Source organism: Clostridium algifaecis (genome assembly GCF_017874415.1).
GTDB lineage: Bacteria > Bacillota > Clostridia > Clostridiales > Clostridiaceae > Clostridium_B > Clostridium_B algifaecis.
In genome coordinates this window covers 226207-252418 of record NZ_JAGGLM010000002.1, presented here as the reverse complement: position 1 = coordinate 252418, position 26212 = coordinate 226207, and the positions used below count along the sequence as shown (strand labels likewise).

General features: G+C 29.7%; 20 protein-coding genes, 1 pseudogene and 1 riboswitch. Of the genes and pseudogenes, 10 read left to right on the top strand and 11 right to left on the bottom strand.

What is annotated here, in order from left to right:
- Positions 1-545 (top strand): annotated as a pseudogene (locus J2Z42_RS03820) (glutamine synthetase); the annotation flags it as partial.
- 112 nt (positions 546-657) lie between these two features.
- Here J2Z42_RS03820 and J2Z42_RS03815 read toward each other — a convergent pair.
- From J2Z42_RS03815 to J2Z42_RS14410, 3 genes are all read right to left on the bottom strand, one after another.
- A complete protein-coding gene (locus tag J2Z42_RS03815; RefSeq protein ID WP_209701035.1) occupies positions 658-2085 on the bottom strand; it encodes a glutamate synthase subunit beta in 1428 nt (475 codons plus the stop codon).
- An 18-nt stretch (positions 2086-2103) separates the two neighbouring features.
- A complete protein-coding gene (gene gltB / locus J2Z42_RS03810) occupies positions 2104-6630 on the bottom strand; it encodes a glutamate synthase large subunit (RefSeq protein ID WP_209701034.1) in 4527 nt (1508 codons plus the stop codon).
- A 237-nt stretch (positions 6631-6867) separates the two neighbouring features.
- Positions 6868-9279 (bottom strand): VIT and vWA domain-containing protein, encoded by a 2412-nt coding sequence (locus J2Z42_RS14410; RefSeq protein WP_209701033.1) that lies wholly within the window; start codon positions 9277-9279, stop codon positions 6868-6870.
- 261 nt (positions 9280-9540) lie between these two features.
- A riboswitch (Fluoride riboswitch) is annotated at positions 9541-9599 on the top strand.
- 40 nt (positions 9600-9639) lie between these two features.
- Between J2Z42_RS14410 and J2Z42_RS03800 the strand changes: the two genes are divergently transcribed.
- Both J2Z42_RS03800 and crcB read left to right on the top strand, forming a co-directional pair.
- Positions 9640-10062: a fluoride efflux transporter FluC gene (locus tag J2Z42_RS03800; protein WP_209701032.1), complete on the top strand. Its 423-nt coding sequence runs from the start codon at positions 9640-9642 to the stop codon at positions 10060-10062.
- A gap of 15 nt (positions 10063-10077) precedes the next feature.
- Positions 10078-10437 carry a fluoride efflux transporter CrcB gene (gene crcB / locus J2Z42_RS03795; protein WP_209701031.1) on the top strand — a complete coding sequence of 120 codons (360 nt, stop codon included), beginning with the start codon at positions 10078-10080 and terminating at the stop codon, positions 10435-10437.
- 15 nt (positions 10438-10452) lie between these two features.
- Here crcB and mnmA read toward each other — a convergent pair whose 3' ends face one another.
- Together mnmA and nifS are read right to left on the bottom strand one after the other, a co-directional pair.
- Entirely contained in the window at positions 10453-11529 is a 1077-nt protein-coding gene (mnmA, locus tag J2Z42_RS03790) for a tRNA 2-thiouridine(34) synthase MnmA (RefSeq protein ID WP_209701030.1), read from the bottom strand.
- A gap of 41 nt (positions 11530-11570) precedes the next feature.
- Positions 11571-12725 carry a cysteine desulfurase NifS gene (gene nifS / locus J2Z42_RS03785; RefSeq protein ID WP_209701029.1) on the bottom strand — a complete coding sequence of 385 codons (1155 nt, stop codon included), beginning with the start codon at positions 12723-12725 and terminating at the stop codon, positions 11571-11573.
- Positions 12726-12988: 263 nt separating this feature from the next.
- On the opposite strand from nifS, the gene J2Z42_RS03780 reads away from it, so the two are divergent.
- Positions 12989-13291 carry a hypothetical protein gene (locus J2Z42_RS03780; RefSeq protein WP_209701028.1) on the top strand — a complete coding sequence of 101 codons (303 nt, stop codon included), beginning with the start codon at positions 12989-12991 and terminating at the stop codon, positions 13289-13291.
- A 54-nt stretch (positions 13292-13345) separates the two neighbouring features.
- Here J2Z42_RS03780 and J2Z42_RS03775 read toward each other — a convergent pair whose 3' ends face one another.
- Positions 13346-13540, bottom strand: coding sequence for an asparagine synthase (locus J2Z42_RS03775; RefSeq protein ID WP_209701027.1), 195 nt, complete (start codon positions 13538-13540; stop codon positions 13346-13348).
- A gap of 153 nt (positions 13541-13693) precedes the next feature.
- Here J2Z42_RS03775 and J2Z42_RS03770 point away from each other — a divergent pair, with 153 nt between their 5' ends.
- Together J2Z42_RS03770 and J2Z42_RS03765 are read left to right on the top strand one after the other, a co-directional pair.
- On the top strand, positions 13694-14056 hold the full coding sequence (locus tag J2Z42_RS03770; RefSeq protein WP_209701056.1) for a hypothetical protein: 363 nt from the start codon (positions 13694-13696) through the stop codon (positions 14054-14056).
- Positions 14057-14279: 223 nt separating this feature from the next.
- Positions 14280-16703, top strand: a complete 2424-nt coding sequence (locus J2Z42_RS03765; protein WP_209701026.1) for a GxGYxYP domain-containing protein — start codon at positions 14280-14282, stop codon at positions 16701-16703.
- A 33-nt stretch (positions 16704-16736) separates the two neighbouring features.
- On the opposite strand, the gene J2Z42_RS03760 is transcribed toward J2Z42_RS03765, so the two are convergent.
- Entirely contained in the window at positions 16737-17174 is a 438-nt protein-coding gene (locus tag J2Z42_RS03760; RefSeq protein WP_209701025.1) for a GNAT family N-acetyltransferase, read from the bottom strand.
- Positions 17175-17587: 413 nt separating this feature from the next.
- Here J2Z42_RS03760 and J2Z42_RS03755 point away from each other — a divergent pair, with 413 nt between their 5' ends.
- The 3 genes from J2Z42_RS03755 (at position 17588) to J2Z42_RS03745 (ending at position 20435) form a co-directional block, all read left to right on the top strand.
- A complete protein-coding gene (locus tag J2Z42_RS03755; protein WP_209701024.1) occupies positions 17588-18103 on the top strand; it encodes a PadR family transcriptional regulator in 516 nt (171 codons plus the stop codon).
- The gene (locus tag J2Z42_RS03750; protein ID WP_209701023.1) at positions 18103-19005 is read left to right on the top strand and encodes a hypothetical protein; all 903 of its coding nucleotides are present in this window, start codon (positions 18103-18105) and stop codon (positions 19003-19005) included. Before J2Z42_RS03755 ends, J2Z42_RS03750 begins: the two co-directional genes overlap by 1 nt.
- 761 nt (positions 19006-19766) lie before the next feature.
- Positions 19767-20435, top strand: coding sequence for a cadmium resistance transporter (locus tag J2Z42_RS03745; RefSeq protein WP_209701022.1), 669 nt, complete (start codon positions 19767-19769; stop codon positions 20433-20435).
- A gap of 281 nt (positions 20436-20716) precedes the next feature.
- On the opposite strand, the gene J2Z42_RS03740 is transcribed toward J2Z42_RS03745, so the two are convergent.
- The gene (locus J2Z42_RS03740; RefSeq protein WP_209701021.1) at positions 20717-21391 is read right to left on the bottom strand and encodes a DUF5680 domain-containing protein; all 675 of its coding nucleotides are present in this window, start codon (positions 21389-21391) and stop codon (positions 20717-20719) included.
- A 385-nt stretch (positions 21392-21776) separates the two neighbouring features.
- On the opposite strand from J2Z42_RS03740, the gene J2Z42_RS03735 reads away from it, so the two are divergent.
- Complete coding sequence (locus tag J2Z42_RS03735; protein ID WP_209701020.1) at positions 21777-23516, top strand: ABC transporter ATP-binding protein; 1740 nt, start codon at positions 21777-21779, stop codon at positions 23514-23516.
- 81 nt (positions 23517-23597) lie between these two features.
- On the opposite strand, the gene safA is transcribed toward J2Z42_RS03735, so the two are convergent.
- The 3 genes from safA to J2Z42_RS03720 form a co-directional block, all read right to left on the bottom strand.
- Positions 23598-24209: a SafA/ExsA family spore coat assembly protein gene (gene safA / locus J2Z42_RS03730; RefSeq protein WP_209701019.1), complete on the bottom strand. Its 612-nt coding sequence runs from the start codon at positions 24207-24209 to the stop codon at positions 23598-23600.
- A 145-nt stretch (positions 24210-24354) separates the two neighbouring features.
- The gene (locus J2Z42_RS03725; protein WP_209701018.1) at positions 24355-25206 is read right to left on the bottom strand and encodes an EamA family transporter; all 852 of its coding nucleotides are present in this window, start codon (positions 25204-25206) and stop codon (positions 24355-24357) included.
- Positions 25207-25302: 96 nt separating this feature from the next.
- Complete coding sequence (locus tag J2Z42_RS03720; protein WP_209701017.1) at positions 25303-26097, bottom strand: ECF transporter S component; 795 nt, start codon at positions 26095-26097, stop codon at positions 25303-25305.
- Positions 26098-26212: the final 115 nt, after the last annotated feature.

Here is a 26212-nt window from a genome sequence, read left to right as displayed (position 1 = left end):
AAAAACAGGAGGATGCAGCAGATTACCTTGAAAAAGGAAGAGCTTACAGAAGTGAAATTGATGTATTTGAATCCTTCTCAGATGAAGAAAGAGAAATCTTATTTGGCAAGGCACCTGCCACTGTATATGAAAATTTATCAGCACTTGATAAGTATCCTGATAAAAAAGCAGTACTTACTAAGGGCGGAGTATTAACTGATAAATTAATAAGCAGTTTCAAAGAAGCTTTCCTTGAAAAATGGATAGTTGAGTTAAATCACAGAGTTATAAATCAATATTCAGATGAAATAAGAAGCTTCAAAAAACTCCACTGCAGTGACAAAGCTCTTGATATAGATGTAGCAAACTGGATGAAGATAGATGACATCAAGCATTACTTGATGAAAGATTCTTATTCAGAAAAGAGCCTGTTTACTAAAATAAAAGAAGCAACTGAACATGGAGACTATGAAAAAGCATCAGATATGCAGATAGACATAGAAAACAAAATGTCACAACTTAGAGAACTATATTCTGAATACAAGAAAAATCTGCTTGATATATAATACATGAATAAACAGTAACTAAAAATAAATAAGCTGTTAGATTTTATAAATTAGTTTATAAAATCTAACAGCTTTATTTTTCTTTATTTTATTTTTTTTACAGATATTTTATTTAAAGAAAAGTATCTCCCATCAAATATTCATCTACATATTTTGCTGTAATTCTTCCATCACTGATAGCTTTTACAACCAGAGACTGGCCAGTTCTCATATCACCTGCTGAAAATACTCCTTTAATGTTAGTCATATGATTATCCGAGGTTAATACATTGCCTCTTCCGTCAAATTCCAGTGATAAATCATTTAACAATCCTTCATGTTGTGGATGTAAAAATCCCATAGCTATAAGCACTAAGTCTGCATCTATATCAAATTCACTGCCTTTAACTTCATTAAACTTCATAGCTCCATCTTTATCTTTATACCATTCTACTTCAGTACAATGAAGTTTATTAACTTTTCCATCTTTTCCTACAAATTGTTTTGTAGATACATTCCATTTACGTTCGCATCCCTCTTCATGAGAAGTTGTAGTTTTTAATATCTTAGGATATGTTGGCCATGGCATAGTATCATCCCTGTATACTGGAGGCTTTGGCATTATTTCAATCTGATATACTTTTTTTGCGCCCTGCCTTATAGCAGTACCTATACAATCTGAACCAGTATCTCCTCCTCCAATTACAACTACGGATTTATCTTTTGCTGTAATATATTTCTCTGCATTTTTGCCTGCCACTTTTCTATTTTGAGCAGATAGATAATCTACTGCAAAATAAATTCCCTCAAGCTCTCTTCCTGGAACTTTTAAATCTCTTGGAATGGTTGATCCGCCTGTTAATACAACGGCATCAAATTCATTCAATATATCTTGGTAACTTACATCTACTCCAACATTTATGTTTGTTTTAAACTCAATTCCCTCTTGTTTCATAAGTTCAACTCTTCTTTGAATTACTTTCTTGTCGAGTTTAAAATCAGGTATACCATATCTCAAAAGGCCTCCGATCTCATCATGCCTTTCAAAAATAACCACATTGTGTCCAACAGAATTAAGCTGAACAGCTGTAGAAAGTCCTGACGGACCTGATCCTATAACAGCCACTTTCTTACCAGTTCTGTTTTTTGGTATGTTAGGTTTTATAAATCCTTCTTTAAATGCTCTCTCAATAACCATATACTCTATTTCTCTTATAGATACTGGATTATAATTTACCCCTAAAGTACATGAAGCTTCACAAAGTGCAGGACATATTCTTCCTGTAAACTCAGGGAAATTATTAGTAAATGAAAGTTCTTCATAAGCTTTTTTCCAATCTCCATTGTACGTAAAATCATTCCAGTCTGGGATTAAATTTCCAAGTGGACATCCCCAATTACAAAATGGAGTACCACAATTCATACATCTTGCAGCCTGGTTTTCCATTTCATGTAATGATAGAGGAGTATGTACCTCCTTATAATCCTTAATCCTTTTATCTACAGGTCTTGTGCTAAAATCTTTACGTTCAAATTCCTTAAATCCAGCTAATTTACCCATTACTTATATCCCCCTTTACTAAGACACCTTATTAACTTTCTTATATTTTTGTAATATAAGTTTATATGCAGTAGGGATAACTTTCTTAAATTTAATTTTATAATCATCCCAATTATCCAAAATAGACTTTGCCTTTACACTGTTTGTATTTAGATAATGTTCTTTTATCAATTCGTTAACCAAGGTTTCATCATCTTCATCAAGCTCATTTATCTCTATCATATCCATATTGCAATTTTTATAAAAATCGCCATCTTCATCTAATACATATGCTATTCCGCCGCTCATACCTGCTCCAAAGTTTCTGCCCGTCTTGCCTATAATTACTACAGTTCCACCAGTCATATACTCACAGCAGTGATCTCCTACTCCTTCTGCAACAGCAAAAGCTCCACTGTTTCTAACTCCAAACCTCTCTCCTGCCATACCATTCACAAATAATTTACCACTAGTAGCTCCATATAATATGGTATTTCCAGCTACAAAACTTTCTTCAGCTTTATAAGCTGCATTTTCAGGAGTTTTTATTATAAGTTTAGCTCCAGATAGACCCTTTCCTACGTAATCATTGGCATCTCCTTCAAGCTTCAATGTAAGTCCTTTCATGCCGAAAGCTCCGAAACTCTGTCCTGCAGATCCCTTAAAATTAAATATTATAGTATCCTCAGAAAGACCTTCTTTGCCAAAAATCTTAGCCATTTTTCCGCTTAGCATGGTTCCTACACTTCTGTTTACATTCTTTATTTCAAAATTTCCTCTTACTTCTTTCTTATCATTTAGTGCAGGATAAGCAATTTGTATTAAAGTGTGGTCAAGTGCAGTGTCTATTCCGTGATTTTGTGATATAGTACAATATGGCTTAATCCTCTCAGGTACATCTGGTTTATACAATATATTTGAAAAATCCAGTCCTTTAATTTTCCAGTTATCAATAGCCGATTTATCCTTTACCTTTAATTTATCTATTCGGCCAATCATTTCATTCATAGTTCTAAATCCTAATTTAGCCATATATTCCCTTACATCTTTAGCTATAAAAGTTAGAAAGTTTATTATGTGTTCAGGCTTTCCTTTAAAATTCTTTCTAAGTTCATCATCCTGTGTAGCAATTCCCATAGAACACATATTGCAGTGACAGTTTCTCAGCAAAGTGCATCCAAGTGTTACAAGGAGTGTAGTTGCAAATCCAAATTCTTCAGCTCCAAGAAGTGCTGCTACAATTACATCCCTTCCAGTTTTAAGCTGACCATCAGTTTGAAGTCTTACCCTACTTCTTAAATTATTTAAAAGAAGTACCTGATGAGTTTCAGAAAGTCCTATTTCCCATGGAGTACCTGCATATCTCATAGAAGACAATGGTGAAGCACCAGTACCTCCATCATGGCCGCTTATAAGTATTAAGTCTGCATGTGCTTTAGCTACACCTGCTGCAATAACACCTACTCCAACTTCTGATACAAGTTTTACACTGATTCTGCTGTTAGGATTTACACTTTTTAAATCATATATAAGCTGTGCTAAATCCTCTATAGAGTAAATATCATGATGTGGTGGTGGTGATATTAAAGCTATACCAGGAGTTGAATGTCTAACTTCTGCAATATAGTGGTCAACCTTTGGTCCTGGAAGATGACCTCCTTCACCAGGTTTAGCACCCTGTGCCACCTTTATCTGAATTTCATCTGCATTAACAAGATAATTTGTAGTAACACCAAATCTAGCAGATGCCACCTGCTTTATAGCACCTCTTTTATTTTTTCCATCGCTATCTATTTTAAATCTTCTGTCGTCTTCTCCGCCTTCTCCTGAATTGCTCTTTGCACCAATCCTGTTCATTGCAATGGCAATAGTTTCATGTGCTTCCTTGCTAAGTGCCCCAAGTGACATTGCTCCTGAGCAAAATCTTTTAATTATTTCACTTACAGGCTCAACTTCATCAATAGGTATTTCTCTATCTTTATTTATATTAAATTCAAAAAGCGATCTTATTGTACATAAATTTTTACTTTGATCATTTATCAAATTTGCATATTCTTTATATATTTTGTAGTCATTATTTCTTGCTGCCATTTGTAATTTATGAATACTCATAGGATTGAATAAATGGAATTCTCCTTCTTTTCTCCATGAATACAGACCGCCTACGTCCAATCCAAGTGAAGGATTTCTAAATCTGTTAAATGCTTTTTCATGTCTAAGTAAAACTTCTTTAGCTATAACATCTATTCCTACTCCACCTATACTTGTAGTGGTTCCTTTAAAATATTTATCTACAAATTCCTCACTTAACCCTAAAGCTTCAAATATCTGAGCTCCATGATAACTTTGAATTGTACATATACCCATCTTAGACAATATCTTTAGCAGTCCTCCGCAAATTGCATCTCTGTAATTTGAAACTGCCTTTTCTTTGGATATTTTTTTTATGTTCCCGGTATCTACCATATTTTCTATAGATCTATAAGCTAAATATGGACAAACTGCACTAGCTCCATATCCAATAAGAAGAGCAAAATGAGTTGTTTCTCTAGCTTCACCTGTTTCTACTATAATAGAAACTTTAGTTCTGGTCTTTTTCTTTATTAAATAGTGATGAACCGCAGAAACTGCAAGTAAACTTGGTATAGTAGCCTCATATCCATCTATTTTTTTATCGCTTAAGATTATTATATTATAACCTTCCTCAACCTTTTTAGATACTCTATCACAAATTAATTTTAATGCCTCTTTGAACCCTGAGATACCACTGTCATATTTAAAAGTTATAGGTACAGTAGTTGATTTGAAGTTCATATCACTCATTCGCTTTATTTTGATCATTTCATTATCCGTCAAAATAGGCTTTTCAAGTTCTATAAAAGGATTCTGTATTTTCCCTTTACTTAGTATATTATCCTGTGATCCTATATAATTCATAAGAGACATTACTATTCCTTCTCTTATAGGATCAATTGGAGGATTGGTAACCTGGGCAAACAGCTGCCTGAAGTATGAAAATAGAAGCTGCGGTCTATTAGATAAAACTGCAAGCGGGGTATCATTTCCCATAGATCCAAGAGGTTCTTTGCCATTTTCAGCCATAAACTTAAGTATAAATTTAAGATCTTCTTTAGTATAACCAAAAGCCTGCTGATTTTCCCTTAATCTTTCAGCGGTTATTTCATTATTTTCAGAAGCATCTTCAAAATCATCAAGAGTCTTTTTGCTTTCTTTTATATATTCTTCATAAGGCTTATCTTCGCATATTCTCTTTTTAAGCTCGGCATCATCTATAATTCTTCCCTCTTTTGTATCAACGAGGAACATTTTTCCAGGATTTAATCTGCCCTTTTCAATTACTTCATCCGGCTGAAATTCAATAACTCCAAGCTCAGAAGCCATTACCACCTGGCCATTTTTAGTTATTATGTATTTAGCAGGTCTAAGGCCATTTCTATCGAGAGTAGCACCTACCTGAGTTCCATCTGTAAAAAATACAGCTGCAGGTCCATCCCAAGGTTCTATTAATGAGCCATGATATTCATAAAATGCCCTCTTATATGATGGCATATCTTCGTTCTTTTCCCATGCTTCTGGGATAAGCATCATCATAGAGTGTGCAATACTTCTTCCATCTGCAACTAACAATTCAAACATATTATCAAGTGATGCCGAATCACTTCCATTAGGTGTTATAATAGGAAACAATTTATTTATATCTTTTTTAAAGCTGCTGGATTTTAAAACACCTTCTCTTGCATTCATCCAATTTCTATTACCTCTTATTGTATTAATCTCACCATTATGTCCTAGATATCTGAAAGGTTGTGCAAGATCCCATGTTGGGAATGTATTTGTACTGAATCTTTGATGTACTAATGCTATAGCGCTTTTAAAATTAATGTCATTCAAGTCAAGGTAATATCCAGTTATTTGATCTGCTAGAAGCAGTCCTTTATAAACTATAGTCTTACTGGACAACGAACACACATAAAAATATTCAGCATTTCTTTCCACCAATTTTTTAACTTCATTTTCTGCTCTTTTTCTTATAATATACAATTTACGTTCAAATTCTACTTGATTTTCTGAACAATTTTCTATAAAAATCTGTCTTATTATAGGTTCAGTTCCACGTGCAGTCTCTCCTATTCCTCTGTCGTCTGTAGGAACATTCCTCCATCCTAGTAATTTTTGTCCTTCTTCTTTTATTATTCTTTCTAATATACCTTCACATTGATATCTGATTGCAGGCTCTTTTGGTAAAAAAATCATACCTACTGCATAACGCCCACATTCAGGCAATATTATTCCTAAATTATCACAGCAAATTCTAAAAAATTCATCAGGTATTTGAACCAGTATTCCTGCCCCATCTCCAGTTTTAGGATCTGCACCAACAGCACCTCTATGAGTTAAATTGACTAATACTTTAAGTCCTTTTTTTACAACATCATGTGATTTTTCACCTTTTATATTAGCTACAAAGCCAACTCCACAATTATCTTTTTCAAATTCCGGATTATACAGTCCCTGTTTTGGTGGTAGCCCCCCAATTGATTTCATGTAATTGCCTCCTTTAGTTTTCAGTTTAGTTTAAATTATATATTTATTAATGAAATTTTTCAACAAAAAAGTTTCATTATTTATCTATAATTTATCTGTATTATAAAAAAATAAAGACAATGTTAACATTTTGTTGTATTAATTGTTTATTATAACAATACTTTGCCAACAATAGTGAAACATATGTCTTATAAAATATTGACTTTTTTTAATCTTCTATTCTTTTATTTTAAAATTTTAATTATTAAATGTCATAAGTACAGATAATTTTGCCATATTAAAAATAGAATTCCTTTCATCATCAATAACTATTTTTTCATTTATATATTTTCCATCTTCACTCAAATTAAATAATTGTGCTACATTTTTATTAAAAGAATTATCTGTAAGCGATTTTAAAACATTTTTTGTGTTATCTTTTGAGCCCATGATATCACATATATGGTTCATAGCTTTTTCTACATCGCCTATATATTTATCTTTAATTATTTTTTTCTTTTTAATTTTACTTAATGATAAAATAGTCAATTTTACAATATCAAATTTTAAATTAAAATCAATACTATTATAATTTTTGCATAAAAATACTGCTGCCTTATTCAATTGATTCAAATATATGTCTATATTTTCTTTTCCCATTAAAAATGACAATATAACCATAGCTGTAGTTTCAATTTTATCCTCTATGCTGCTATCTTCATAATCTACAAAAGAACCATCAGCGAATTGATTTTTTGCAATTATTCTAAGCAGTCTCTCTCTAGGATATTTTTTATTTAAGTATGAATTATTGCTATTATTGTACACATCATTTTGAAAAGTTCTATAATAAAAGCCAGTTTTACTTTTAGAATCTAATTTTTCTCCTAATGTTTTTTCATTAACTTTTATAGGAATTATATTTTTAAGTTGAATTCCAAGTACAGGTTCCTCTCTAACTTCCATAAGTATAAATGTAGTTTCAGGACTTATAAGTCCATTATCTTTTGATATTTCAATTACCTTTCTTCTCATGGACTCCCTTTTTTCTCCACGTTCCATCTTCATACCTGTTTCAATGGACTTTATCCTTTTTCTCGCCCATACTTTTCTTAAAAGACTTGCATTTTCTTCCGTACTAAAATTATCCATATCAATTTCTTTTACGTACTGTTCTCCATTTACATAGCCATTTAATACTACTTTTCCTTCAACGTCTCCAGTTACGCTGGCAAATATCGAGAAAATTTCTCTATCATACATATACTCGATAGTCCTTGGATATGTAGAATTAACTTTAAGCTTACCCCAGTTTATATTTATATCTTTTACTTGAGGATTCTGGATTCTTGTAAATTGTCTTAGAACTACATCTTCAATTCTTTCATTTTTATCTATGAATTCAGCTTTTCCAAGGCTTTCATGTGCAAGTTTATTCAAGAAATAATTATTTGCAAAATCGCCTACTCCAAAAGTAAATATTCTGTTGTTTCCTATGTTTTCCTTCACATATGAAAGTATCTCTTCTTCTTCATCTACCTGGTCATCTGTAAATATAAGTATGGTGTTTTCTCCTTCTTCCTTTTCAAGGCTGTATCTTATCCCTGAAAATATATCTGCATCTGACTGTATCTCTAATCTGTCTATCCACTCTGAAGATTGCCTTAGAGAATCTGCATTAAACTTTACCATATTTCCATTAGAAAAATTTATCAAGGTATCTCCCATTGCTATTATATCGAAGCTATCTCCTTCTGATAGATTTCTCAAGCATAATTGAAGTGCATCTTTTGCCTGTTCAAATTTTTCTCCTTCCATAGTATAAGAAATATCAATCAAAAAAACATAACTTCTCACTTTGTCTATTTCAAAACTATCCAGTTTGGGAATTATTCTCATATATACTATTCCATTTTTTATATCATCTTTCTTATACTCATATATCATTCCATCTGCTTCTAAATGTTCTTTTTCTTCCATATAAAGTACAAAATCCCTGTCAATTAACTCGTATCCCTCATTAAGACTTATTCTAGCTACTGTATCCCCTTCTCTTTCTATTTTTATATCATGATTTGGAGATTTGAAGCTTAAATTATCTAACGACTCAACTATTATGTTTGCCTTAAATTCAAAATCGTCATTTTTATATTTTTTTCTGACGGCTGCACCAATTATCTTATCTTTAATTAAATTCATCCTGGATGTATTTTTAAGTATTTTAGGTTCAGAAACAGCCGGTATGGTTAATTTAAAAACATTGTCTTCATAATCAAGTTCATCTATATATGAAAATTTTATTTTTACAGTCTCACCTGAAATTATCTTACCTATACTTATCCTAAAAAAATGGGGACTTAGTTCTTCTAATGAGAATGTGCTATCTCCAACTTCTTCTGCATTTTCATAAATTTTATTTGCTTTGAATTTATCTTCTACTGAAGCTTTTAAGGTTCTACCACCTATTTCTGCTTCAAACCCTGATATAACGGCTGTATCTGGAATAGGAAAAACATATGCTCCTTCAATATCATCCCTGCCAATATTTTGATATAGCTGTGTTATAAATATTTCTCCATATCCAGCACATAAATTTCCATTCACGCTAACTTTTTTTAATAATATTTCTCCATAGTTTTCTTTATTTAACTTTTTATAGGGCGTCCGCACAATAACTTCCTCCTTGTATTAATATAACAAAAATCTATTGTAATTTTTAAAAGCTATATTTAGATTTTACCATATTTATCTGTAATATTCATAATCAACTATAAATTTATTTCTCTATCTATAAGTATAATCAAATAACCTTTTAAATTAAAGCATAGTTTAGAATTTATATTATTTAAATGTATACATAGCTTAATTTGATGTTTATGCTTGATTGAAGACATATATTTATTTTTATATAATGTTAATATCTTTTAATTTATATATTCAGGTGATGGAGCTCACCTTTAAGTGCAAATGCTGATGTCCCCTACTTTTATATTGTAAAGTAGGAGTTTTTTATTTTAGGGAGGATTTTATATGAAAAAATATATCTATATATCTATAGGAGGTTTTGTCGGTGCCATCCTAAGATTTGTTATTGAAAACATAAATTTATATGATTATACTGGAATTATTCCGATAAAAACACTTGTCATAAATATATCAGGAAGCTTTCTTCTTGCTTTTATAAGTACTATATTTCTTAATATTTTAAACAGGCATTTGAATATTCAATTAATGCTATGTACCGGGTTTTTAGGGGCATTTACTACTTTTTCTACACTCTGCAAGGAAACCTCACTGATTTTTTCAAATGGACATTTCTCTTTAGCTATATTTTATGCTCTAATGTCTTTAGTTTTAGGACTTCTATTTTCCTTGTTTGGAGTTCTTGTAGGCAATTTTTCAATAAAAAAAATAAAAGATAATTTTAGAAAACAAGGTTTTGACAATAATTAATTGGAGGCTGATTAAATGGACTTTTTATTGGTTGGAATCGGAGGAATTGCAGGAAGTTTAACTAGATTTTCACTTGGACAATATATACAAAAACGTTCAGGAATATATTTCCCTATAGGAACTGCAATTATAAATATAACTGGAGCACTTCTGCTTGGTATACTTACTTCTTTAAATTTAGATAAAAGCTATTCAACACTTTTATGCGATGGCTTTTTAGGAGCTTATACTACATTCTCAACTTTTATGTTTGATGGAATCAAACTTTTTAGTTCAAATAAAAAATTGAGTGGTATTATATATATAGTATTTACAATTGTACTTGGAGTTACAGGATATATGCTAGGTGCTAAAATAACCCATCAGCTTTTATAAACTGATGAGTTATTTTTAAAGTAATCGGTCAATAGTTCCTCCACCAACCATAATATCTCCTTTGTAAAACACTGCCGATTGTCCCTTTGTTATTGCCCTTTCTTTTTCATGAAAAGCTACTTTTACTTCTCCATTTCCATAAGGACTTATTACAGCGCTTTTAGGTTTTGCAGAATATCTTATCTTGCACTTAACTTCAAGAGGTTCTTCAAGAATTTCAAATGGCATGAAATTTACATCTTTTATGATAAATTCTTTCTTAAATATATCTTCCTCGCATCCAAGTACTACTGTATTTTCAAGCGGATTTATATCAACTACATACATTGGAGTCCCAAACGCAATTCCAAGTCCCTTTCTCTGACCTATAGTATAATAAGTTATTCCTTTGTGTTTTCCAAGTATCTTTCCATTCTTATCCACAAAATTACCGCTCTTTATTTTACCCTTCACCTGTCTATTTATATAAGCACCATGATTATTGTCCGGTATAAAACATATTTCCTCGCTGTCTTTTTTATTGTGAACTGAAAGTCCTATCTTTTTTGCTATTTCACGTATTTCAGTCTTCTTGTACTCTCCGCATGGCATAAGCGTATGGGCAAGTTGATATTGATTTAAGCTATATAACGCATAAGTTTGATCTTTTCTATCATCTTCAGATTTTCTAAGCACATATCTGTCATTTATTTTGTCTACAGTAGCATAATGTCCTGTAGCTACATAACTAGCACCAAGTTCTAAAGCCTTTTTCAAAAGCTCATCGAACTTTAAAAATTTGTTGCAGGCAATACATGGATTAGGAGTTCTTCCCTTCATGTATTCATCTATGAAGTAATCTATAACCTTTGCCTTAAATGGATGTTTAAAATCAATAACATAATAAGGTATGCCAAGATCATATGCAACCATTCTAGCATCATCTACCGCACTTAAAGAACAGCACCCGCTCTCCATATTCTTATAATATTCATCATCCTGCCATACCTGCATAGTTATTCCTATGACATCATATCCCTGTTTTTTAAGAAGATATGCTGCAACAGAGCTGTCAACTCCACCGCTCATACCTATTACTACTTTTTCCTTCATTTTATCACCTATTCTATTTATCTATTGTAAATTCTTCGTGTCTAATTTTCCACTTTATTTTTTCTTAACTTTTCAACAGTATCCGTTATTTTATCAATTACGAACTTCACTTCATCATCTGTAGTATTTGCACCTAGTGTGAGCCTAAGAGAACTTTTTGCATAATCACTTTTTACTCCTATTGATGTTAAAACATGTGATGGTTCAATTGCTCCCGCTGAGCATGCACTTCCACTCGATGCACATATACCAATATCATCTAGAATTACAAGAAGTATATCTCCATCTATTCCACCAAAAGATACATTTACATTACCAGGAAGTCTGTTTTTACGCGGTCCATTCAGCTTGCTGTCCGGTATTTTCAAAAGTCCGTCGATTAATTTGTCTCTAAGAATTACAAGTCTCTTATTCTCCTCATTCATAGTTTTATTTGCAATATCAATTGCAAAACCCATTCCAACTATTCCAGGAACATTTTCCGTACCAGCTCTGAGTCCTCTCTCCTGACCACCACCATGGATCAAGTTATCTATATTTGTGCCCTTTTTTATATATAAAGCTCCCATTCCTTTAGGTCCGTAAAATTTATGTGATGACATAGAAAGCATATCTATATTCATTTTTTTTACATCAATAGGCATATGAGTAATAGCCTGAACTGCATCTGTATGAAACAGTATATTTTTCTCATTTAAAAGTTTCCCTATTTCAGATATAGGTTCTATCGTTCCAATTTCATTATTGGCAAACATTATAGATACAAGTATTGTGTCTTCTCTAATTGAGTCTCTTAATTCATTTATATCAATAAAACCATCTTTATCTACCTTAAGATAAGTTATATCAAAGCCCTGTTTTTCAAGATACTTACATGTGTTTAAAATAGCATGGTGTTCAATCGTTGTTGTAATTATGTGTTTTCCCTTATCTTTATTTGCAAAAGCAACCCCTTTAAGTGCCCAGTTATCAGCTTCGGAGCCACCACTCGTAAAAAATATTTCATCTCTTCTTGAATTTATTACATCTGCTATTTTTTGTTTTGACTTGTTTATAATCACCTTGTTCATTCTAGATATATGGTAAATAGACGATGGATTTCCAAAATACTCAGTAAAATATGGATTCATTGCCTCAAGTACTTCTGGTTTAACAAAAGTAGTAGCGGAATAATCCATATAAACTTCTCTTTCCATATTTATCGCCCCTATAAATTAGCAATTACTCATATAAATCAGAGCAATTTACTATGATTTAATCACATTGTAATCCAATTTTATTCTTTAGCTTGCATTCATCTTAGTATAATATTATTATACTAAATAAGGTCAAATAGTGCTACAATTATATATAATTTAAATATCTAAATATTAAGTTAAAACCAAGTCAATTTTTTATAATATATATTGCTTAGTATGAAATAATATATATAATAATATATAAAAGGGGGAAATACCAGATGAAAATAAAGATATCAGACCATGATCACAATTTCACTTATGACCATGAGAGTAAAAATACCGAAATAATACAAAATAAAAATACTAAAAATTATTGCAAGATTTGGGAAACTAAAAAATTCATAAATCCAGTTACTAAAAGCATAAAATATCTTTTAGAGAGTGAAGAAAACGTGCCTATGTATGGAGACACCACAATACATAAATTGGGTGAATTCATTGTTACAGATGAAGGAATAGATTTTGACAGTCTGTATGTAGAAAAAAATCTAAAAGTTGATATTATTAATGATGCTCTATAAAATAATTTATTACTTAAAAAGAAGCTGATATCATCTTATCAGCTTCTTTTTATATTATCTTCTACCTTGCATCAAATCAATTGTACCTAAAACAATATGTGCTAAACCAAACCCTAATGCAGCAGTTTCGACCATAGGAAGAATATCTCTTTTCCTTATTCCCCTATTTTTCATGTCATTTGCTCTGAGTGCAGCTGAACCTGTTGCAACTGCTGCTCCTAATGCTGTTGTAATTAATCCATTTTTCATAGTATCACCACCTACAACATTATTTTTTACAAATAACTATTTTTTATTCTAAAGATTCATTAATTTAATTTAAATTATAATTTTTATATATTTCATTAACAATATGTTATTTTATTCATAGTATATACTATAACAAATTTTTGGAGGTACTTAATGGACAACGTTAATAATATGGACAATAATTCACAGGAAAAGATGGAGGATTTTAATGATACTAAAATGATGAATTCTTCCAATTGTCCAATGTTTTATCCTTTATATGGATGTCCTATGTTTTTTAACCAGTCAATTGAAAATCCATATGACTATGATTATTCATATGGAGATGACGAAGATGATGAAGATAATGAAGACATCGAAGATGCTAGTATTGATTCAGCTTATAGACAGGGAGGCAGACCAAAAAGGCGCAGACGTAGAAGAAGACGTAGGCGTAGAAGAAGACATATGATGCCATTCATATTTCCAATTGTGATTCCATTTGATAGTGATTTTTTTGAAGACGATGACTATTAAAAATATCTATGTAAGCTTTTAAAAAATTGATTTAAAATACGATATTATCCATTTCGGGTATTATCGTATTTTTTTTCTCCATCATTAATTTCTTATATAAATTTTACAAATAAGGGAAACTATATATCACTGTATTAAATTAGTATAGAAACATTTTTATTATCCTATACTAATTTTATAAAACCTAATCCAACTTTATTTTATATGAAAGAAGTGATTATAATTGCATAAGAAATTGAAATCATCAACATTTATTTTAGTACCATTTATATTAATTATTATATTATTTTCATCATTAATAAACAGAACTAATTCTATAGAATGTTTTAAAAGAAATAATGTAAATATTGTTTTGGACTCATCTAGAACTAGCAATACTTTGCCAAAAAATTTTCGCAAGACTACAGATTTAACTGCTATAAAAAACGATAAGAGTTTAAATATCAATGGATTGAATAAATTAAATATATCTGGAAGTCAACAGTTTTCTGTAAACAATCTTCCTACTTTGATAAAATCTATAGGAACATCTTTACCTATAACTGTTGTAGATTTAAGACAGGAAGCTCATGGTTTTATTAATGAATTTGCAGTTAGCTGGGCTGATGAAAAAAATAATGCTAATGCAGGTTTAACAAAGAATCAGGTTTTACTAGATGAAGCTGCTAAATTAAAAAATATCAAACTAAACTCTCCAATTACTTTTTATAATCATCCTAAAAAAGTTATACTTCCAACCAAAATACAAGATGAAAATGAATTTGTTAAGTCAAATTATTTATCTTATAGCAGGATACCAGTTAGAGATGGTGGAATACCTGCAGATGACATGGTTGATTATTTTATAGATTTTGTAAAAAACAAGCCAAAAAATTCATGGATACATTTTCACTGTAAGTATGGTATAGGAAGAACTGTTACTTTTATGATTATGTATGATATGATCAAAAATTATAATGAAGTTAGTTCAGATGATATTATAAAAAGACAATTAGCACTTGGAAATTATGATGAGCATCAAATTAAATCCTTTTATAATAATGAAAGAATGCGTTTTTTAAAAAGTTTTTATGAATATTGCAAAGAAAATGGAGAATCTCTTAATTTGAAATGGAGTGAGTGGAAAAAAACATCTAGTACTTCTTATATAAAAAATCCAGTAGTTCCTAAAAAATTATATGTAGTTTCCAAAGATTCAATGACACCTTCGGAGAAAGCAATGATAGCTAGCCTTCAAGGGATAGTTAATAGCCGCTCTTTTTCTCAAATATATACACTTGATTCTAAACAACCTAATTATAAGGTATGGTTGGATGATTTAAATAGGAATTACAAAATTTCTTATAAAATTATTTCAAATCCCTGGCAGTTATTAAATATTTATAAAAATTACATAGATGGATATGTTCTCTATAGTAATAAAACACCTAAAGATCCTTCAATAAATAATGCTTGTTCTCTTGCATCCTTAAATAAATCCATAGTTGTTGATGAATCAATAGAATCTAAGGTAAGAATTAGTGGTATTACAAAAATTAAAGGAGATTGCAGGAACACAGATGAAAACTGGGCTTATAATAATTTATGGAACAATGGATTAAATCATTCTTTAGTAATTCAACTTTCTCCTGATAAATCCGGTCCATTAAGAGATTATGCTATAATGACAAAGTCACTAGTCTTTTATGAGGATAGTATTAATAAGACAACTCTTAGAGATAAAATATTTTCTTCTATGGATAACAATGCTATTTGTTTAGGTTGGGGACCAGATGAGTTTTTTAATGTAAGTACAGCTTCAAAATATGGTATAAGTATGGTTGCTTCAGATTGGTCTTATAATTTAACTACTTTAAGTGCTTTTCCATCACAAAAGATAATTAAAGAGCCTTCTTTAACAATTCCTCAAAAAGGCAATTTTCATTATGTTACTTTTTTAATGTCTGATGGTGATAATCAGCAATGGACTCTTGGAACTAACTACAATTCTACCAAATGGTTCGGACATCCAGGTAGAGATAAACTCAATTTAGGTTGGTCTATGAGTCCATCCTTATATTATTTGGCACCTACTGTCTTTAACCTATATTATAAAAGTATAAGTAACGAGAAGACCTATAATAATTTTATTGTAGCACCTTCTGGAAACGGATATATATATCCAAGTAAATTTGATAAAGGTAAATTAAATACATATATTGATACATTAAATGATTATATGCAAAATGTAAATGAAAAGTATGTATCAATTATAGATAAACTGGCTTTTAATAACATTAATCTCTGGAATAAATTTACTAAAAAGAATAATATTCAAGGACTATTTTATCTTGATTATGATAAACATAATAAGTTTCAAGGCAAAATTTTATGGTCAAATAATAAACCAATAGTATCTTGCAGAGATTTACTTTGGAATAACATTGAAGAGGAAGATGAATTAGTAAGAAACATTAATGATAGGGTTAATTTAGGCCAAGTAAATGCATGTGATCCTTTATCATATACTTTTGTCTATGTTCATGCTTGGAGTAAAAATGTCCAAAATGTTGAAGACGTTATAAATAAATTAAGACAAAATCCTAACGTAAAAGTAGTTACTCCTGAAGCATTTATGGAATTGATAAAGAATAATATCAAGCACTAGATAATATTTTATGAATTCATCTGTTATTTGATTTTATAATTGTTTTTCCATATGAATATGTTCACAGGATTCATCTAAATATGCTTCTCCACTTGTAGTATATCCCAGTTTTTCATAAAACCATTGAGCACTACATTGTGCGGATAGTTCAATACTTGTCCCATCAAGTTCTTTGGCTTTTTCCTCCAGTGAATTAATAATTTTACTTCCAAGATGCAATTTTCTATATTGTTTTAATACTGCTACCCTGCCTATAACAAATGTCATGTTGTTTTTTCCTGGTAATAACCTTCCTGTGCCAATTGGTTTTTCCCCTAAAAATAATACTACATGCGACACCTTATTATCCAATTCATCAAATTCATTTTTAAATCCCTGCTCTTTCATAAACACTTCTTTCCTAATATATCTTTCTTCCTCACATAAGAAATTGTAGTTTTTAATAGTTACTACCTTATTTTCTTCTAACATAATAGACCTCCTAATAAGCATTAATTTTTTATTTTAAGTATAATACCACATTATTCAATTTTCAAATAGCATCTTTAATTAGTTACACGTCAAATAGTTGATTTTCTAAAATAAAAGACGCCATAAAATTTTTTAAATAATACGGCATTTCAGTAAATTATTCACTTATATTACCTCCTAATCATGTTATAAACTTTCCGCTATCCGATTACTCTATATTTTATACTTATATCATATAAAATATTCTATACAGGTACTTATGGAGGTGCATTTGTCAAAGAACATCCATATATTTAGATTTATAGATTGATTCATATAATTTTTTTGACTTGCACTATATTACTACTATACTATATTATATATAATATAGTATAGTAGTAATATATATTTTATTTTTTAGGGAGGTAATGTTAATGTCAACAGAACATGCTATTTTAGGTTTACTTAACCAAAGACCCATGCATGGTTATGAGATTAAAAAGGAATTTGAAAAATCAGTAAGCTATATTTGGTCTATCAATATAGGTCAACTTTATACTTTATTAAAAAAAATGGAAAAAGAAAATAAAATAGTAAAAAAGGTAGTACCTCAGGAAAATAAACCAGATAAACTTGTTTATAAAATTGCAGACAAGGGTAGGATCACGCTTCAGAAATGGCTGTCAGAGCCCGTTGTAATGAGACAAACTAAAGATGAATTTTATTTAAAAATGATGTTCCTTACACAGACCAAAAAGGAGGATGCAAAAAAATATATAGACAAACAGGTAGATATTATAGAAAAACAACTAAATGAATTTAATAAAATAAAAAGTACTAATAAGGATAGTAAAAACAATTTTATGGGTGTACTTTTGGAAGCCTCAATTATGCATTTTCAAGTGGATATTCAATGGCTAAATCTTTATAAAGAAAGGATGGGGCTGTAATGAAAAAATTTATAACCTTAACATTGAAATTTATTTTATTAATTATAATAATGTTTATATCTATGGCAGTTTCTTCTAGAGTTGTAGGAGTTCAACATGCTTCTAAATCTTCAGTTGATTCGGTTATACCATTATTAATTTATTGTATTTTAAATACATTGATATTAACTTTGTTCATTGTTAAATCTAAGTTAAGAGGTTATAAACTTGCAGTAGCTAGTTTTATTGTTTTCTGGGGAACACAATATTTTATGACCCAAATAGAAACTCTGTATTTCAATAGTACTTTAAAAATGCCTTTGTCAGAATTAATAAAAGATGTAACTTCTGGTGCCATATATACTTCTATATTTTCGCTGCTGGCAGTTTTGATTCTTGGAAAATTTAAAAAAGAAACAAATTTTCCACATAATAATGTTAAGATAAAAGCCTCTATTATAAATGTAATTCCTAATATGATAATCTTATCACTTATTTATGTTATCATTTATTTTATATTTGGATATTTTGTTGCATGGCAATTTGCTGATTTGAGATATTATTATACTGGAAGCACACATATTGTTAATATATTCCAGCATATGTCAAATCAATTTAGACAGGACCCAGTGTTAATTTTATTTCAGTTCTTTAGAGGATTTTTATGGTCTATTTTAGCTGTTGTAATAATTGATTCATTAGGTATTGATAATTTGGTAACTTATATAACAACAGGACTGCTTTTTAGTATATTAATAACTACTCCATTAATATTTCCTAACGCTTATATGCCAGCACAAGTTCGTTTTGGACATTCTTTTGAGTTATCAACTTCTATGTTAGTATTTGGAATTATATCAGTAATTATTTTAAGAAATAAGTTAGGTGCTCCATTAGTAAAAAATCCTAGAATTCGTCATTAATTAAAAAATCTTATTATATGGATACTAAGAAGTTGTGTTATACTCAAATAATTAGTTAATTCATATAATATCTCCTAACAATCTTATACCCTATTCACATTTTAAGAGGTGCTACTTAACGATACGGCAGAGTTCATTTTATATTACAACCTGTATTCTTGTTAGCACTCTTTCGAGTTACATTATCCTCACGCTTCATACCCAGCATTTCTACTACGCATGGTGATTAACTACAAGGCTCCTTGACGATTACCTTGACTGGACTTTCACCAGTTAGCATAGCCTAGCTTTTCTGGACGCACAAAAAATAGTAGCCCCGTCTGCAAATGGATGCTACTATTTTATCTAATAATTAGTGATACCAGTTGCCTAAGCAACTAGATTGTATACTACAGGATGTTGACCGCATCCTGTTTTTATTTTCTCTCTTTGTATTTATATTATAACACATTTTATAATTTAAAATCATATTTTTTATAAAATTTTTCATGTCCATATTATTTTAGATATACATTTTAAAGCTGCTCACATTAACACTTAAAGTCAAAAATTTCCTTCATTTATGGTACAGTTCTCCGCAACAGGTATAACGTAGATTTTTATTTTATTATTAATCAGGTATAATTCTATAATCAAAAAATCCATGCTTAATAATAGAAGTAAATTTATACGAATTTTAATATCTAAATATTGATTAACCTGTAACATTATTTGAAATTTATTATAAAATAATCTTAACAAATGTTTTGGGGGATTATAATATGGAACATATTTTTCAACTATTAGGTATTGCAATTATAGCATTTATAAGCACAAATGTTGATGATTTCTTTGTATTAACTGCTTTTTTTTCTGATAATTCATATAATAAGAAAACAGTTATACTAGGCCAATATATAGGAATATCTGTTTTAATTTTAATTAGTTGTGTTGGATTCGCTTTTAAGTTGCTATTACCTATTCAATGGATTGGGATAATGGGGCTACTACCTATTATAATTGGAAGTAGACATTTATTTAAGTATGTAAAAAATAAGAAAAATGGAATTAGCAATGAGACATCGGGTTCTGAGGAAATACTCATAAAAAACCCCGAAGAACAGCCCCTAAAAAAGACTAATATTATACAAAACATAATAAATTCAAAGGTTTCTTTTGTGCTAATAGTTACGTTTTCAAATGGAGGAGATAATATAGGTGTTTATATGCCATTGTTTGCTTCACTTAATTTGAATGAATTAATATTTACTATAATTATATTTTTAATAATGGTTGTTGTTTGGTGCTATCTAGTAATTTTCTTTGTAAACAATAAACTTACCGGTATTATATTTAGAACATATGGAAATGCTTGTTTCCCATATGTGTTAATTCTATTAGGCATATATATTATACTTAAATGTAACACATTATCGTTAATTACGTCATAATATAATCCCGTATGTTCCACAATTCATACTACCTTTAATTTGAGAAATGTATTGTTTCATAGCTCCTTCTGAATTGTCCTATTCTAAAGGTTAAAAAATCTGATTATATGGATACTATGAAGTTGTATTATGCTTTTCTAATCCCATTATGCATTTAGAAGTTATGTTATAATTTAACAAGAAAATGATAAAACCCAACATTAAATTATACTTATAATCTAATATACAAATTTACTATTTATCTATTTATTATATAAATAGCTTTACTTACTATTATAAATTTATCTAACTATTCCACCATTAAAAATACACTCATACATCTTTTTCCCATCATAAAGAATTTCCTCATATCCCTGATAGAATTCGAAACTTCCTTCTGTTTTACAGTGGTATGTATACTCTCCATTTTGATATAATGCTGGTCCTCTATATGGTGAATCGTATGATACATTTGACAGAGCATCTTTTAAGAAGTCTCCATTGAAATGATCTCCTATAACTCTTCCATAGTAATTCATACACCAATATGGTTCATTCTTTATCCATATTGCCTCTTCACCCCCAAAAAATTCTCCACCAATATAAGTATCATAATAATAGAGTTCACCCTCTTTATATTCCAAATCATGTGAAGCAATCCTACTTGCTTTTGTTTCTTCTCCATGACCTGCATATGTTGCTTTCTTAGCCCTGAGAAGAAACTGAATAAATTGGCTCTTGTCTGGATTCTCTTTATTCTTTACATGTAAATCACAATTTTCAGTTTCCTTAACTAAACGATCTAATGAAATTTTAAAATAGTCGCTTAGCTGAATCAATCTTTCTAAATCAGGATAAGCTGTTCCATTTTCCCATTTTCCTACTGCCTGCCTAGAAACCTTCAATATTACCGACAGTTCCTCTTGTGAAAGACTATTTTTTTTTCGTAACATCTGTATATTTTCTGCAATACTCATCGTCAACACCTCCTAGAATAATGATATATATAAATGAGGTATACTACTACCAACTTACAATATGCAATTATGCTACCAGCAGTTGCATACATTCTTCAAATTACTATTTGTCTACAGAGTATATAAATGTTCTTTACTTAGCAGTTATTAACAATTGGCAACACTTCTTAATAAAATTTTATATACTTTAACTTCTTGTTATTATCCTACTGGATATAGACATAATCTACTATACAACATATAATATCCAATTTATATTCTTATTATAGTACAAGTTCTGCAAATTCTCCATAAATGTGTAAAAAGTCTATTATCTTTCTTATGAATATAAAATTTTTATGTTATAATTATTTTTATGTTATGTTATTAAAGGATGGTAATAAATATGAAAGTTTGGAAAAAATTCATAAAGTATTATGAACCGTATAGGTTTCTTTTTTTTGCCGATATGTTTTGCGCACTTATTGTATCTTTAATTGACTTATCTTTTCCCGTTATTCTTAACTTTCTCTCAAAATACCTTTTTGTACGAGATAAAGAATATATAATGAAAATGATAGTTTATATAGGAATAGGTCTTTTAATTATGTACATAGTAAAGTATTTTTGCCAGTACTTTATAGCTTCTTGGGGACATATTATGGGAGCTCGAATGGAAAACAATATGAGAAGGGATTTATTTGACCATCTTCAAATGCTTCCATTTTCTTATTATGATGAAAATAATACTGGTGAAATGATGTCAAAGCTTGTATCAGATTTATTTGACATTTCTGAACTCGCCCACCATGGACCTGAAAATATATTTATATCGACGCTTAAGATAATAGGATCCTTTTTAATACTCCTCACAATTAATGTTAAAATGACATTGATATTGTGCGGAGTTACTATTGTTATGATTATATTTTCTTTTATTCAAAATAAAAAAATGCAGAGAATTTTTATGGATAATAGAAAAAAGATAGCAAATGTAAATTCTATGGTTCAAGATACTCTTCTTGGAATAAGAGTCGTAAAATCTTTTGCTAATGAAAAACTTGAGAAAAGAAAGTTTGGAAAAGCAAATAAAAATTATCTTCGATCTAAAATTAGCACATATATGGCAATGGGGAGATTTATAGCAGGGAACTCGTTTTTTGAGGGAATTTTGTATGTATCAGTAGTAATTTCAGGTACAATATTCATAAGTCATGGTACTGTAAAGCCTACTGATCTGGCAATATATGTTCTGTATATAAATATATTTATAAACCCTATTGATGTTCTTATAAATTTCACAGAACAATTTCAAAAGGGATATGCAAGCTTTAAAAGATTTATAGATGTTATGGAAACAGACCCTGAAATAGAAAGCAGAAAAAATGCAGAAATTATAACTGATGTAAAGGGTAATATAGAATATAAAAATGTATCCTTCAGTTATGATAATGAAAATTATGTATTAAAAGATTTGAGTATAAATATAAAAGCTGGAGAGAATATTGCACTGGTTGGACCATCTGGTGGAGGAAAAACAACTTTATGCTCTCTTTTACCTAGGTTTTATGATGTTACAGAAGGATCAATTACCATTGATGGAAAGGACATAAGGGATATAACTCTTGAATCACTTAGAAGCTTCATCGGAGTGGTTCAGCAGGATGTTTATATGTTTTCTGGAACAATTAAAGAAAATATAGGTTATGGAAAACCTGAGGCAACTGATGAAGAAATTATAGAAGCAGCCCAAATGGCAAATATACATGATTATATAATGAGCCTTGAAGATGGATATGAAACATACGTTGGAGAAAGAGGAGTTAAGCTTTCTGGAGGACAAAAACAGAGAATTTCAATAGCTAGAGTTTTCCTTAAAAATCCTCCAATATTAATATTAGATGAAGCAACTTCAGCTCTTGACAATGAAAGCGAAAGATTTATACAAAAATCACTTGAAGATCTTTCAAAGAACAGAACAACTATAGTTATAGCTCATAGATTAAGCACAATTAGAAATGCAGATGAAATTATAGTTATAAATAATGAAGGAATTCAGGAAAGAGGAAATCACGAAGAACTTCTTGAAAAACAAGGATTATACGCTTACTACTATAATATGCAATTTGAGGGATTAGGAGCATAAATAAGAAGGAATGCTTCATCGTACAATAACTGTACAATAAAGCATTCCTTTTTATTACAAACTAAATTTAATCTTAACTATCTACGGTCTTATAAACATCTGAGTCCAGTAGCATACTCCATTATTATTTTTTGCAAGGCCAACACCTATTTGTGTATATGATGTACCAAGTATATTGGCCCTATGTCCTGGTGAATTCATCCACGCATTTACAACTTCAGCAGGAGTTTTTTGTCCCATGGCAATGTTTTCTCCAGCAGCTGAAAATTTTACTCCAAAATTTTGCATCATAGTAAAAGGAGAACCATAAGTAGGTGACGTATGAGAAAAGTACTTCTTATTAGCCATATCCTGTGATTTATATCTAGCTATTCTTTCCAATTCCCAGTTATTAGACAAAGGTTTTAAACCCCTACTAGTTCTTTGTATGTTCACAAGTCTTACAACTTCTGTTTCGCTTGCCTTTATATCATTTATATTAGGTACATTTATTTTGTTACCTGGGTAAATTAAGTTTGGATTGGAAAGCTGTGGATTTTTAGCTATTAATTCACTTACACCTGTTTCATTGGCTACAGCTATTTTCCAAAGTGTATCTCCTGGCCTAACTGTATAAATTAAATCTTGTGCAAAAACTGTAGTACAAAACATAATTGAAAAGAACATAGATAATATCATAGTCCTTTTTTTCATTATATATCACCTCAACATTTATAATATAAATATTTAAATCGATATGAAACAATAGCTATATATATTATCTCTTCATTCTAAAAATTTATATGATAATTAAAGTGGTATATATTTTAAATTTTTTCTTATAATCTAAATATTACTTTCATGCAAAGAGCAGTAAGATACCAAAAATCAAAAGACATATGCACCAAAACTTCTGTTTTAAATTTTTTTCTTTAAATATTAGACCTCCAATAATTACAGAAACAAAAATTGACACTTTTCTTAGCGGCATAACTATGGATATCTCACTTGACGGAATGTTAAGTGCCATAAAATATACCCTGTCTGAAAGAATCATAAGCATACTTAGAACTGGTATATGATAATCGAATTTTATACTGCTTTTATCTTTGCCGGCACATCTCATAAATATGAGTGACACTATATAAAATATTGCCATAAAAAGTGAGAACCAGAATTGCATTTGTCCAGGATTTACAGTTTTTAAAACTATTTTATCTATAGTAGCACTCACCGCATTCAAAACTGCTGATATTATCATAAAATAGAAATATTTATTTCTAAAAATTCTTGTTACTTCTTTTGAACCTACTTTTCCAATAAAATAATAAGATAGAAGCATAACAAAAATACCTAAAAATTGAAATAGTGCAAGCTTCTCATTTAAAAGAACCACACCAAAAATGATTGAAAACATAGGATTTAAAGTATCAAAAGGAGTTATAACACTTATAGGCAAATTTTTAATTGCAGTAAAACTTAGTATCCATACTAGAAATACAATAAAAGTCTTGAAAAGGATTATAAGAATTTTATCACTGCCTAAATTAATAGCATTGCTAAATTCAAAAGATACAAATAAAAAGCTAAAAATAGAATATAATGCAAGAACAGTTATTACAGAATTTTTTTTGAATGTTTCTTTTTTAGTTATATCTGAAAAACCAAGTAAAATACCAGATGCAATTACCAACCAAAGCCATGAATACATAAAAAAATCTCTCCTCATAATATATGTAAGTTATATATAACAAAACAAAAATAAAATGTCAATCACCATATAAATAGATAATTAACATTTTTTAATCTAAGCTTTTTCTAATACCTTTTTCTCAAGTAATTCATAATAATACATAAGCATACAAACTATATAAGAATTTATAAGAGTAATAAATAGCGATTCAAACATTCTAGGAATCCATAGAACCATAAAACCTTTTGTAATAAGTGAAGGTGTAAATATTAATAAAATATACGTATTTAACGTAGTTACTATAGCTCCAGATATTCCAATAACAACTACAAACTTAAAATATCTACTATTTATATATTCATAAAGTCTTCCACTTCTGCTCTTGTTTATCACCATGCTTACCAATAAAATTAAAATACCTATTGAAGCTATAAGCATAAGGCCTGTACCTAAATACTGTGATTTTTTACCTAATGCTATAAACATTTTGCCTAGAGGATTTAATGGCATAAACTTTACACTTATAAAATTTATTAGTCCAACTAAAAACATTAAAATAAAAAATGTTCCATAAAATTTTCTTATTTTATCAGAATCTATTCTTTTTAAAACTCCTAATAAAACTGCAGGCAAAAAACCTGCTATTACATTTGTTAATGTTATAAGTGGTATATATGCACCTATTGGTGTTATAAAATAACCAAGTATATCTATCAGCCCACCTGCTATTCCTCCATAAAGTGGTCCAAATAAAAAACCAGGTAGTATATAGAATATAGCTGAAAAATTTATTTTCATAGTCAGCACACCACCTGCTACTATGTTTATTGAAAAAGCTCTCATAACAAGTGCAATAGCTACAAATAGTGCTGTTGTAATAAGGGATTTAGTATTTATTTGATTTTTCATATTATTCCTCCGTCTTTTAAATTATGATAATTAATTACAAAAAACGCCTCTTTTCTCTTTAATGTAAGTCACACTAAAGAGAAAAGAGGTAGTAAATACGACATCCCTTTAATGT